Source organism: uncultured Campylobacter sp. (assembly GCF_938017775.1).
Taxonomy (GTDB): domain Bacteria; phylum Campylobacterota; class Campylobacteria; order Campylobacterales; family Campylobacteraceae; genus Campylobacter_B.
In genome coordinates this window covers 48,483-60,100 of the sequence record NZ_CALIIU010000041.1, presented here as the reverse complement: position 1 = coordinate 60,100, position 11,618 = coordinate 48,483, and the positions used below count along the sequence as shown (strand labels likewise).

General features: G+C 45.6%; 13 protein-coding genes. 11 read left to right on the top strand and 2 right to left on the bottom strand.

The features are described from left to right. Positions 1 to 195: 195 nt before the first annotated feature. On the bottom strand, positions 196 to 792 hold the full coding sequence (locus Q0537_RS06725; RefSeq protein WP_291939968.1) for a peroxiredoxin: 597 nt from the start codon (positions 790 to 792) through the stop codon (positions 196 to 198). A 179-nt stretch (positions 793 to 971) separates the two neighbouring features. Between Q0537_RS06725 and Q0537_RS06720 the strand changes: the two genes are divergently transcribed. The 6 genes from Q0537_RS06720 to Q0537_RS06695 all read left to right on the top strand — a co-directional run bounded on the left by Q0537_RS06720 (position 972) and on the right by Q0537_RS06695 (position 4,303). Continuing rightward, positions 972 to 1,256, top strand: coding sequence for a 4Fe-4S dicluster domain-containing protein (locus tag Q0537_RS06720; protein WP_299226299.1), 285 nt, complete (start codon positions 972 to 974; stop codon positions 1,254 to 1,256). A 107-nt stretch (positions 1,257 to 1,363) separates the two neighbouring features. Further along, a complete protein-coding gene (ndk, locus tag Q0537_RS06715; RefSeq protein WP_177388469.1) occupies positions 1,364 to 1,777 on the top strand; it encodes a nucleoside-diphosphate kinase in 414 nt (137 codons plus the stop codon). A gap of 9 nt (positions 1,778 to 1,786) precedes the next feature. Then, on the top strand, positions 1,787 to 2,140 hold the full coding sequence (locus Q0537_RS06710) for a hypothetical protein (RefSeq protein WP_299226296.1): 354 nt from the start codon (positions 1,787 to 1,789) through the stop codon (positions 2,138 to 2,140). An 18-nt stretch (positions 2,141 to 2,158) separates the two neighbouring features. Further along, complete coding sequence (gene rpmF, locus Q0537_RS06705; RefSeq protein ID WP_005871250.1) at positions 2,159 to 2,305, top strand: 50S ribosomal protein L32; 147 nt, start codon at positions 2,159 to 2,161, stop codon at positions 2,303 to 2,305. A 4-nt stretch (positions 2,306 to 2,309) separates the two neighbouring features. Next, positions 2,310 to 3,308: a phosphate acyltransferase PlsX gene (gene plsX, locus Q0537_RS06700; protein ID WP_177388473.1), complete on the top strand. Its 999-nt coding sequence runs from the start codon at positions 2,310 to 2,312 to the stop codon at positions 3,306 to 3,308. Further along, positions 3,305 to 4,303: a beta-ketoacyl-ACP synthase III gene (locus tag Q0537_RS06695; protein WP_299226293.1), complete on the top strand. Its 999-nt coding sequence runs from the start codon at positions 3,305 to 3,307 to the stop codon at positions 4,301 to 4,303. Before plsX ends, Q0537_RS06695 begins: the two co-directional genes overlap by 4 nt. A gap of 969 nt (positions 4,304 to 5,272) precedes the next feature. On the opposite strand, the gene Q0537_RS06690 is transcribed toward Q0537_RS06695, so the two are convergent. Beyond that, a complete protein-coding gene (locus Q0537_RS06690) occupies positions 5,273 to 6,196 on the bottom strand; it encodes a methylenetetrahydrofolate reductase (RefSeq protein WP_299226290.1) in 924 nt (307 codons plus the stop codon). Positions 6,197 to 6,290: 94 nt separating this feature from the next. Here Q0537_RS06690 and Q0537_RS06685 point away from each other — a divergent pair, with 94 nt between their 5' ends. From Q0537_RS06685 to Q0537_RS06665, 5 genes are all read left to right on the top strand, one after another. Continuing rightward, on the top strand, positions 6,291 to 8,582 hold the full coding sequence (locus Q0537_RS06685) for a DUF87 domain-containing protein (RefSeq protein ID WP_299226287.1): 2,292 nt from the start codon (positions 6,291 to 6,293) through the stop codon (positions 8,580 to 8,582). 9 nt (positions 8,583 to 8,591) lie between these two features. After that, on the top strand, positions 8,592 to 9,248 hold the full coding sequence (gene plsY, locus Q0537_RS06680; RefSeq protein WP_299226284.1) for a glycerol-3-phosphate 1-O-acyltransferase PlsY: 657 nt from the start codon (positions 8,592 to 8,594) through the stop codon (positions 9,246 to 9,248). Next, positions 9,245 to 9,562 (top strand): dihydroneopterin aldolase, encoded by a 318-nt coding sequence (locus Q0537_RS06675; protein ID WP_298834727.1) that lies wholly within the window; start codon positions 9,245 to 9,247, stop codon positions 9,560 to 9,562. The genes plsY and Q0537_RS06675 overlap by 4 nt, the downstream gene beginning before the upstream one ends. Positions 9,563 to 9,638: 76 nt before the next feature. Continuing rightward, positions 9,639 to 10,310 (top strand): homeostatic response regulator transcription factor HsrA, encoded by a 672-nt coding sequence (gene hsrA / locus Q0537_RS06670; RefSeq protein WP_005871260.1) that lies wholly within the window; start codon positions 9,639 to 9,641, stop codon positions 10,308 to 10,310. Between the two features lie 38 nt (positions 10,311 to 10,348). Then, entirely contained in the window at positions 10,349 to 11,596 is a 1,248-nt protein-coding gene (locus tag Q0537_RS06665) for a HAMP domain-containing sensor histidine kinase (RefSeq protein WP_299226281.1), read from the top strand. Positions 11,597 to 11,618: the final 22 nt, after the last annotated feature.

Here is an 11,618-nt window from a genome sequence, read left to right as displayed (position 1 = left end):
TGGAATTTTTGGAATTTTTGGAATTTTTGGAATTTTTGGAATTTTTGGAATTTTTGGAATTCCGCCGCCGCGACTTAAAATTTTGGCAGCGGAATTTAGAAAGCTTCGCGAGCTTTAATAGCCTGCGCAAGGCTAAATTTAAACTTTACGCAGTTAGAATTAGAATTTGTACGCCCGCGCGAAGAATTTTGCAACTTATAGTTTGCTTGCGTTTTTGTCTAGATACTCTGCGACGCCCTTAGGATCTGCTTTCATCCCTGCGTCACCTTTGTGCCAGCCTGCAGGGCAGACCTCGCCGTGCTCGTTCGTAAATAGCATCGTATCGACCATTCTTAGCATCTCGTCGATGTTTCTGCCGAGCGGTAGGTCGTTGATGACGGCGTGGCGGACGGTACCATCTTTGTCAAGTAGGAAGCTGCCGCGAAGCGCTACGGCGTTGCCGAACAGCACGTCGAAGCTGCGTGCGATATCTTTTGTGATATCCGAAACTAGCGGGAACTGCACTTTGCCGATACCGCCTGCGTTTACCGGAGTATTTTTCCATGCAAGATGCGTAAATTCGCTATCGCAGCTAACGCCGATAACTTCGATACCTTTGGATTTGAAATCTTGATATCTGTGATCGAACGCGATGATCTCGCTCGGGCAGACGAAGGTAAAATCTTTTGGATAAAAGAATACGACCGCGCCTTTTTCGCCGATATTTTTATAGAGGTTGAAATCCTCAACTATTTCGTTGTTGCCTAAAACCGCGGTTGCCGTGAAATCAACGGCTTTGTTGGTTACTATCATTTGTTTCTCCTTGTTAATAAAATTTATGGTGGCGATTATACATTTTAAAACTTTAGATTTGCTGAAATTTGATGAAATTTTTTATATAATAAAATTTATTTGTTTGATAATATTACTTTTATCATTTTTTAAATTTAGTATGTTATCATCACGCTTCATTTTTTGATAAAGGAGAAAAAATGGCTGTAAAAATCACCGATATTTGCATTAGCTGCGGCTCATGCATCGACGAGTGCCCGGTAAATGCGATCGTGGACGATAGCGATAACCCAAGCGGCGAGGATAGCTACTACGTATACGCGGATAAATGCGTCGAATGCGTGGGTTACAACGACGAGCCAGCTTGCGCTAGCGCCTGTCCGACCGACGGCTGTATCGTTTGGAGCGGCATCGTAGCGGGCCAACCTAGCAGAGATTCCATAGGTGCGGATCTACGCAGCGGAGATACCCCGGTCCTCGCTTAGCAGATAAAATTCCGCGATCAAATGCGCGGAATTTTAATTCATTCAATCCTTAAATAAATTTTAACCTATTTTTCGATACAATCCGCCTTTCACTTTAAGGAGGTTATATGCAGCAAACGCTTTCTATTATTAAGCCTGATGCCGTTAAAAAGGGCGTTATCGGCAAAATTATCGATCGTTTCGAAAGCCACGGACTAAGAATCGCGGCGGCTAAAAAACTATGCCTAAGCGCCGAAGATGCGGGTAAATTTTATGAAATTCACAAAGACCGCCCTTTTTATAAGGATCTGATTGAGTTCATGACTAGCGGTCCGGTGGTCGTAATGGTGCTCGAAGGCGATGATGCGGTAGCTAAAAATCGCGCGCTAATGGGCGCTACCGATCCGAAAAAAGCCGATAAAGGCACAATCAGAGCGGACTTTGCGGACAGCATCGACGCTAACGCCGTTCACGGCAGCGACAGCCTAGAAAACGCAAAAACCGAGATCGCATTTTTCTTTGCAAAAAGAGAAATTTGCTAAGAGTGCCACGTGAAGATCGTTTTTGCTAAAATTTCCGCCGCGCCCGTGCCGTTTGAAATTTCACAAGACGGGCTTAAATTTAGCGGAAATTTAAAACGAAAAGATTCTAAGTTTATCGAGTGCAAGGGCGAAATTAATGGTAAAATTCCATACATTTGCGACCGCTGCGGTAAAGAATTTGATCTTGATGTGAGCGAGAGCGTAAATTTGCTTCTAAGCGAAGGCGTTTTTAATGACGAAAGGCACGAAAGCTTGGACGTTATGGAGTTTTTCGGCGCCGAAGTTGATCTGGATGAAATTTTAAGAAGCGAAACGGAAGCTTTCAAAAGCGACTATTTTTATTGCGAAGAATGCAAGAACTAAATTTATAAAGGAGAAAAAATGGCAGTTCCAAAGCGAAGAGTTAGTAAAACTCGTGCGGCGAAAAGACGCACTCACTACAAAGTGACCCTTCCGATTCCCGTCAAAGATAAAGACGGAAGCTGGAAAATTCCGCATAGAATAAACAAAACTACGGGCGAATATTAATCCGATGATTTCCGTTGCTATAGACGCGATGGGCGGTGATTTCGGCTGCGAGCCGATAATAAACGGAGTCGTAGATGCGCTGCGAGAGCGTAAATTTAATGCGTTTTTGGTAGGCGACGAAGCGCAAATCAAGCCTTTTATTCCACAAGATCAAGGCTTTGAGAAATATATTACTTACGTAGCTGCAAGCGAAGTCTTTGAGATGAAAGAGGGCGCAACCGACGCTCTCAAACGCAAAGAGAGCAGCATCTTTAAAGCGGTCGATCTAGTAAAAGACGGCACTTGCAAAGCCGTGGTATCAGCAGGACATAGCGGCGCTACGATGAGCCTTGCTACGCTTCGCATAGGAAGGCTCAAAGGTATCTTGCGCCCGGCGATTGCTACGCTGATGCCAAATTCCATAGGCGGTCGCACGCTTGTGCTGGATGTGGGCGCTTATGTGGATTGTAAGCCTGAGAATTTGTTTCAATTCGCGATTATGGGCGAAGCATACGCCAAGGAGATTATGGGCCTAAATGCACCACGCATCGGCTTATTATCCAACGGCGAGGAGGATAGTAAAGGCAACGAGGTAACAAAAGAAACCTTTCATATGCTTAAGAAGATGCAAAATTTTATCGGTAATGTCGAAGGCAATCAAATTTTTGACGGCTCCGTGGATGTCGTAGTTTGCGACGGATTTATCGGTAACATTATGCTAAAATCCAGCGAAGGCGTCGCGAGCGCTATCGGCAAACTTATCAAAAACGAAACAAAAAAATCTCCGATTGCTATCGCTGGCTCCATTTTGATGAAGCGCGTCTTTAAGATAATCAAAAAAAGCACAGACTACGACGAATACGGCGGCGCGCCGCTTTTAGGCGTCAAAGAGTGCGTCATCATAAGCCACGGCAAAAGCACTCCGAAAGCCGTTAAAAACGCGATCTTTCAAGCGCTTAAATTTGCAGATTCTAAAATCAACTCCGCGATAGAAAGCGAAATTTCTTCAAACGAGCAAAAATGAAAAAAGCCTCGATGATCTCGATCGCAGCATACGCGCCGAGTCAAATTTTAACTAATTTCGATCTTGAAAAAATGGTTGAAACGACTGATGAATGGATCGTCAAGCGCACAGGCATTCACGAACGCCGCATCGCAAAGGGCGAGACCACTAGCGATTTGGGTATGAAGGCTGCAGTGCTTGCGATCGAGCGTAGCGGTTTGCAAAAAAACGAGATCGATGCGATAATCTGCGCCACGATCTCGCCCGATTATTTCTGTATGCCCTCGACTGCGTGTGTCATCGCAGATAAACTGGGCTTAAATTTCGGTATCACGGCATTTGATATAAATGCCGCCTGTACTGGCTTCATCTATCTTTTAGAACTTGCAAAATCCCTCATCGAAAGCGGCGCCAAAAAACACGTGCTGATAATCGGCACGGAAAAGTTAAGCTCGATAGTCGATTGGAGCGACCGCGCTACGTGCATACTTTTCGGCGACGGCGCGGGCGCTGCGGTTATCGCGGCACGCGACGATAACGAAATCATTGACGTTCATACCGCTAGCGACGGCAGCAAGGGCGATCTTCTCATCACCGCAGCCCCAGGTAGCGTCAATCCACTCAGCCAAAAAATCATCGACGAAAAGCTGGGCTTCATGCAGATGGCGGGACGCGAGGTCTTTAAAATCGCGGTGCCGACGCTCAGCAACGACGTCGTGGAGATTTTGGAGAAAAATAAAATTTCGCCCGAGCAGGTTGATCTTTTCATCCCGCATCAGGCTAATTTGCGCATTATCGAGGCGGTCAAGGCGAGATTAGAATTTAGCGACGAGCAGTGCGTGCTTACGATCGGCAAATACGGCAACACGAGCTCGGCGTCGATTCCGATGGCAATAAATGACGCTTATGAGAGTGGCAGGCTCAAAAACGGCTCGCTTATGCTTTTAGATGCGTTCGGTGGCGGCTTTACGTGGGGCAGCGCGCTTTTGAAATTCGGTGGCAAGAGCATAAACTAGTGCTTTTTAAATTTCATTATCTTTGAATTTCGCCATATTTAAGAGTTAAAATTCCAAGCTTATTTACAAAACTAATTTCAAATTTATATTTATTCCGAGTTAGGTTTCAAAATTTTAAAATGAAGCGTTTGCGATTGAAAGCATATTATAATCTTGCGCAGTTTGCATATCGGCTTCTGCGTGAGATAGTAAAACGATGTTAGTCTTAGGTCTGCTGCTTTTTGGTGGTGGGCTTTTAGAATATAAAAGAAATCAAATATGCAATAGCTTAAATGGGCGTTAATTTCAGCCGTTCTGCATTAATGGCTTTTAATTAGCTGAAAAGCTCGGCAAGTATTTTTACGGCGGCGTATGGTGGATCTTTTGAGCGACCTACACATAGGCTGTAGAATAAAATTCAAATACCAAAACGCTCACAACAGCAAGCATTAAATTGCCTTAGATTTGAAATTTAGCATAAACGCCGGTAAATTTAAATCAAATACTACGAATGGAACAATAAGGGAGGCTATGTCATGAGTGCAGGAGCGTCGTATCTATATTGGGTTCGTTAAAACCTCCAGTTATCCCATCTCTCCGCTATACAATATTCTCTAAAAAAGGATAGGATATTAAAATTATCCCTGTGTAGATAGCGGCAAGCCGGAAGGTGCGGTCGCGTCGGCTGCAGACTAAAGGCGGTTAATGCACTTAGTTTTAGTGTGAAAACTACAGCGATTTATAGGTTTGATGATATGCCTAGCTCAATGCCATTGTAAGCATTGGGAAATTTTGCACGAAATATCATCTTGCAGTTATGGATGACAGTTATTAAAGCATATTATTGGGGCAATTTTTTATAAATTTTAAGTTCAAATTCCATTCGGATAAAATTTCGATTTATTTTTCAGAAAGCGATCTAAAATTATTTAAAATTCCTCCGCTAGCTTAGACTATCTAGCGTTTTGTTCGTGTACCCGATTTAAAATTTTAAATAACGTAAAATCCCAAATTCTCGTGCTTAAGGATAATTTTTTTGATCTCTTTTAGTAAGCTGAGCGAGGCTTCGATTTCTACGCGGCGGGTGCTTACGCTCTCGACGTTTGCGCCTACGCTTACACCTTTTGCGAGGGCGTATTTGTAGATGAAATCAAACATCTCTGCGCACAGCGCTGTTGAACTTTGCAAGATATCGACGCTGCTTTGCAGTCGCTGCTGCAGAAAATCTGGCACCGAGATGCCAAGCCATTTCATAAACTCAAGCGTCTTTAGGCTACCGCACGGCGTAAAAGTAAAGATTATCGGCACCTTTTTGCACTCCAAAGCGGCGTAATCGTCGATGAAATCTTTGGCATTTTGCACATTATAAACCGCCTGAGTGATAAAAAATTCGCACCCGTCTGCAGTCTTTTCTGCGATTTTAAGGTGCTCGTCGCGGCTCTTTTCATGGCGCTCGGGTATGCAGATGCCGCCTAGGCAAAGATGCGGCGCCACGAGTCGCTTGATCTCATAGGCGCGGCTTAGATGTAGCTTGCATTCTTCGTTTCTAGAGCTCGCCCCCACGAAAACACCCAGCCCGCTTGCGGCATGCCTTAGAATTTCGCAAAATTCCGCTTCATCATATTTGCCTACCGCGCGGTAGATGATCGCTTCTTTATCGGTGTGTAGATACTGCGTGTAATAGCGCGCAGGATCGATCGTATGCACAAAAGGGAAGGTCCGCTCATCTTTCGTGCGCGCACTTTCGTCTTGTAGATCGTAGATGACGATGCCGTCGCATTCGCATTCGCCTAGGCGCTGCGACCACGCCGTACCTAGGCGCTCGAGCTCGTCTTGAGAGGACGTGATTTTAGGCGGAACGATGCCGTAGAGCAAAATTCCGCTTTTTCCGTTTCTAATTTTTTCTTTTAACACTTGCCATTCCTTGATTTTTCGCACATTTTAGCAAATTTAAATTTAAAAATTTAAATGATATAATGCCGAGCAAATTGCAAATTTAAGGAACGCAATGAAAACGCTTCAAGAAAATTTAAAGCTTTTTTATCTGGGGCTTGAAAACAGCGAGCCGTTTTTGTATAAAAACAAGGATCTGACGACCCACGCGCTTATCATCGGAATGACCGGCAGCGGTAAAACTGGACTTGGCATCACGCTGCTAGAGGAAGCCGCGATCGATAATATCCCATCCATCATCATCGATCCGAAGGGCGATTTAACGAATTTGGCTCTTACCTTTCCGCAGATGAGGGCTGAGGATTTTGAGCCCTATATCGACGAGACCGAGGCGCAAAACAAAGGTCTTAGCGTGCGCGAGTACGCCGAACAGACCGCGAATACTTGGCGCGAAGGGATCGAGGGCTCATATCAAGATCTGGCGCGAGTACAGCTTTTGAAAAACAGCGCCGATTTTAGAATTTATACGCCCAAATCAAGCGCAGGGCTTGGGATCAGCCTACTAAGCGACTTTGAATCGCCGAAAGGCTTAAACGAAGAGGATCTGAATAACTACGTCGGCGGTATCGCCACTAGCGTGCTAAGCCTCGCAGGGATTAGCAGCGATAATCTCAGCTCGCCGGAATTTTTACTAATCAGCCAAATTTTGTCTTATCATTTCGGCAGGGGTGAGGGGGTGAGCGTGGTGGATCTCATCGCGCAGATCGGCAACCCCCCTTTCGATAAGATCGGCGTTTTTGACGTTAATACCTTCTTTCCGAGCGATAAGCGAATGGCGCTTGCGATGAAGATTAATGCGCTCATCGCAAGCCCGAGTTTTAAGCTTTGGTGCGAGGGCGAGCGGCTAAATATCGCCAAGATGCTCTTTGACGAAAACGGCAGGGCAAGGGCGAATATATTTTCCATCGCGCATCTAAACGACGATGAGAGGATGTTTTTCGTCACGCTGCTTTTGGGCGAGATGATCAAATGGATGCGCACCACCAGCGGCACGAGTTCCTTGCGCGCAGTACTTTATATGGATGAAATTTACGGCTTTTTCCCTCCAAACGGCAATCCGCCGAGCAAAACCCCGATGCTTACGCTGCTGAAGCAGGCTCGCGCATTCGGACTTGGCTGCGTATTATCGACGCAAAACCCGGTCGATCTCGATTATAAGGGGCTTAGCAATATCGGTACGTGGTTTATCGGGCGCTTGCAGACCGCGCAGGATAAAGAGCGCGTCATCAGCGGCTTAAGCGGCATCGGCTCAAATCCGATCGACAAAAGCGTGCTGATGGAGAAAATTTCAAATCTCAAAAAGCGAAGCTTTTTGGTAAAAAACATCAACGAGGACGTGCTGCGAGTGATCGAGACGCGCTTCGCGCTAAGCTATCTAAAGGGTCCTTTAAGCAATGAGCAAATTTCAAATTTAATGAAAGACAAAAAGGCTGAAATTTCATCCGTGCCGGGCGCCGCGCAAGGCGTCAAATCCGCCGGCGCCGCCAAACCCGTAGTTTCTGCTGAAATTTCGCAGCTTTACAGCTATGGCGCGAGCCTTGAGCTAAGCCCGTATCTTTATGCAAGCGCAAAGATGCGATTTTGCGACAAAGGAGTCGATTTTACGCAGCAGCGCTTCTTTTTGCTATCGCTTTCGGACGTAAGCGAAATAGATTGGGACGAGGCCAGCACGCGAGAGGTCGCAAATTTAAGCGGACATGAGCAGGCGGGCTCGCTCTACGGCGCGCTTCCTAGCTTCATCGCGGGCGCAAAAAATTTAAACGCTCAGCTTAAAAGCTTTAAGGAGTGGCTATATCGCAATGAAAAACTCGAGCTTTTTAGCGCGCTTGATCTGCTCTCAAAACCGGGCGAGAGCAGGGAGGAGTTTTTCGTGCGCCTAGGCGATAAGGCAAATGAAGCTCTAGAGGCTAAAACTGATGAGATTACGGCTAAATTTGAGAAAGAAAAGGCGCGCCTTGAGGATAAAATTTTGCGCGCTAGCGAAAAGTATGAAAAGGAAAAAGGCGACGTGCTAAGTCGCGGCGTGGATGCCGCGCTAAACATAGGCGGAGCGATCTTAGGCGCGTTTTTAGGTCGCTCGCGCAGCGCTAGCAATATCTCTAAAGCGATCAGCGGCGCCAAGAGCGCGCATAAAATTTTAAACGAACGAAGCGAAGCCAAAAATGCCGAAAATAGCCTAAGCGCGCTACAAGAGGAGCTGGAGGTGCTTACGCAGAAATTTGAGGCTGAAGTGGACGCGCTAAAACAGAGCCTGGATCTAAAAAATATTAAACTCGAAACGAAAGAAATTTCGCCGAAGAAAACCGACATCTACGACGAGAAAATTTCGCTACTTTGGAAGAGTTAAAGGGATTTTATGAAAAAATCGGGAATTTTAGAATTTTTACTTAGCATCGTTACGGCGCCTAATTTTTGGTGCTACTTCGCGGCGTATCTGATCGCTGCGATCCCCTTTGGGCTGCTGATCGGCAGATACCTAGGCGGCGTGGATATCAAAAGCGAAGGCAGCGGCTCCATAGGCGCTACCAACGTCCTTCGCGTCTTAAAAACTCGCGATCCGCAAAAAGCAAAAAAACTCGCGATCCTCACCGTCGCTTGCGACGCGCTAAAGGGCGTCCTGCCAATACTGATCGCGCGGGCTTTAGGCTTTGATGAAAACGTGCTATGGAGCATGGCTGTCTTTGCAGTGCTTGGGCATTGCTTTAGTCCGTATCTGAAATTTAACGGCGGCAAGGGCATTGCGACGGGAGCCGGCGTGCTTGCTTGCTTCATCCCTATCGAGCTTATCATCGCGCTTGCAGTTTGGTTTGTAGTCGGCAAGACGGTTAAAATTTCATCCGTAGCCTCGCTTTCAGCGGCGCTTGCGCTAGTCGTAGCAAGCTACGTGATCCATCCGCAGATGCCAGCGATCAACACTCATGCGCCGATCTTTCTGATAGTTTTCATCGTATTTTATAAACACGCGCCTAATATCGCTAGGCTGCTTAAGGGCGAGGAAAAGCGCGTAGTATGATTAAAATTTTAATCGAAAAGCTGGAATTTGGCGCGATAATCGGGACGCTGGATTTTGAGCGCAAGCGCGAGCAGCGCGTCTGGGTGTGGGCGAAGTTCGGAGCGGAGGAATTTATCGACTATGCGCGGGTTTGCGAATATATCAAAGCGGAGTTCCGCGAGAAAAAATTTCGCCTCGTGGAGGACGCGCTAAGATACTTCGCGCAGGAGTTTCACTCAAAATTTCGATCGATGGATTATTTTTATATGAAAATTTTAAAACCCGAAATTTTACAAGACGCGAGCGTCGGCGCAGAAATAGAGATAAAATTTTAAAATTTCTTTAAAAAATCTTGAAATTTTGCTTAAAATATGTTAAAATCGCCGCAAAATTTTAAGGCAAGGAAATTAAATGAGAATTTTAATAGTCGAGGACGAGGTGACTTTAAACAAGACGATAGCGGAGGGCTTGATGGAGTTCGGCTATCAGACGGATACTTCCGAGAGTTTTAAGGACGCAGAGTATTATATCGGCATTAGAAATTATGATTTGGTGCTAACCGATTGGATGCTAGCTGACGGCAACGGCATCGATCTCATCGCATTGGTTAAGCAAAAATCCGCGCGCACCTCCGTCGTCGTGTTATCTGCAAAAGACGATAAAGAAAGTGAGATCAAAGCGCTTCGCGCGGGCGCGGACGATTTTATCAAAAAACCTTTCGATTTTGATGTTTTAGTAGCGCGCCTTGAGGCTAGACTTCGCTTCGGCGGCTCAAATATCATCAAAATCGACGATCTTATCATCGATCCGGACGAGGAAAAGATCACATATCTAGGTCAAGAGATCGAGCTTAAGGGCAAGCCGTTTGAGGTGCTAACTCACCTAGCGCGCCACAGCGATCAGATCGTAAGCAAAGAGCAGCTGCTAGACGCCATCTGGGAGGAGCCCGAGCTCGTTACGCCAAACGTCATTGAAGTAGCGATAAATCAAATTCGACAGAAAATGGATAAGCCTCTAAATATCTCTACGATCGAGACCGTTCGCAGACGCGGATATAGATTTTGCTTTCCACAAAAAGCCTAAGAGTCCGCTTTGTAATACAATTAGCATCCGCTTCGTTGATGCTAATTGTTATTTTTTCGGTAATGCTCTATAATTATATGAGAATTACCATCTTCGAAACTCCAGTTCAAAATTTAATCCAAAGAGCACAAAAAATCGTAGATGCCTCCGTGCCGTCTGAGAGAATTTCATCTTTTTTACAAGACGCATCCGGCGAATACGAAAGCAAAATCATCGAAAACGAAAGTATCAATAAGCCTAAATTTATCGAAAGCTCCGAGGATGGCAGGAGCTATTTGCAGCTGCACTATCCCTACGACAAGGATAAAATTTTAAGCATCAAAGCAGATGTGAGCGTTTATGCAAACATTGTAAATCAAATACTCATCGACATCATTTTGGTAAATTTGACTATGATATTTTTAGTGGTATTTTACGCGATGTTTCTCTCGCGTATGCTGCTGATGCCGATTAAGCTGATCAGCCAAAGGCTCGCTTCGGTGGATGAAAAATTTTTAAAACCTATCGACGGAGCCGAAATTCCAAGCGAATTTAGCCCGCTTTCAAACAGCATAAACCGCCTACTTGAGCGCATTGAAACCTTCATTTTATATCAAAAAGAGCTTTTTATCGGTATCGCGCACGAGCTTAAGACTCCGCTTGCGGTGATGAAAACCAAAAACGAAGTTACGCTTCTTAAGCCGCGCGAGAGCGAGAAATATATCGAGGCGCTTAGAAACAATAATGACTCGATCGATAGTATGAATAAGATGATCAGCTCGATCCTGGAGATCGGGCGGCAGGAGGGGGCGCAGTTTGAGGCGCCCGAGCAGACCGATATGATCGCGTATCTACGGGAGCTATGCGTGGGCTTTAAAATTTTAGCGCGTACGGCGGGCAAGGACTTGACGATGGATCTTAAGCCCGAACAGCTTGAAATTTCGGTGCAGAAAAGCCTTTTTATGCACGTGATTCAAAATTTTATCCAAAACGCCATAAAATTTTCTCCGGACGGCGAAAAGGTGCTGATCGAGAGCGAAATTTCGGATGGGAATTTCATCGTGCGGGTAGCAAACAAAGGCGAGCCGCTTAACGAAGAGATTGATTATTTTGCCCCTTTTAAGCGCTACGGCGGCAAACCGGGAGCCGGGCTCGGGCTATTTTTAGCCAAAAATGCTGCTCAAGCGATGGGCGCGCAAGTAGATCTTAAAAACGACAAAGGGCGCTCGCTAATTGTCGCGATTTTCAAACTTCCGCTAAAAAATTTAAGAAATAGCCCGAAATTCCGCTATTTTAAAACAAAATGAAGCTTTTTATGGTATAAACGCC

Coding starts and splice junctions, on each gene's coding strand:
- Q0537_RS06725 (WP_291939968.1), bottom strand. CDS start 792: ATGATAGTAACCAACAAAGCCGTTGATTTCACGGCAACCGCGGTTTTA.
- Q0537_RS06720 (WP_299226299.1), top strand. CDS start 972: ATGGCTGTAAAAATCACCGATATTTGCATTAGCTGCGGCTCATGCATC.
- ndk (WP_177388469.1), top strand. CDS start 1,364: ATGCAGCAAACGCTTTCTATTATTAAGCCTGATGCCGTTAAAAAGGGC.
- rpmF (WP_005871250.1), top strand. CDS start 2,159: ATGGCAGTTCCAAAGCGAAGAGTTAGTAAAACTCGTGCGGCGAAAAGA.
- plsX (WP_177388473.1), top strand. CDS start 2,310: ATGATTTCCGTTGCTATAGACGCGATGGGCGGTGATTTCGGCTGCGAG.
- Q0537_RS06695 (WP_299226293.1), top strand. CDS start 3,305: ATGAAAAAAGCCTCGATGATCTCGATCGCAGCATACGCGCCGAGTCAA.
- Q0537_RS06685 (WP_299226287.1), top strand. CDS start 6,291: ATGAAAACGCTTCAAGAAAATTTAAAGCTTTTTTATCTGGGGCTTGAA.
- plsY (WP_299226284.1), top strand. CDS start 8,592: ATGAAAAAATCGGGAATTTTAGAATTTTTACTTAGCATCGTTACGGCG.
- Q0537_RS06675 (WP_298834727.1), top strand. CDS start 9,245: ATGATTAAAATTTTAATCGAAAAGCTGGAATTTGGCGCGATAATCGGG.
- hsrA (WP_005871260.1), top strand. CDS start 9,639: ATGAGAATTTTAATAGTCGAGGACGAGGTGACTTTAAACAAGACGATA.
- Q0537_RS06665 (WP_299226281.1), top strand. CDS start 10,349: ATGCTAATTGTTATTTTTTCGGTAATGCTCTATAATTATATGAGAATT.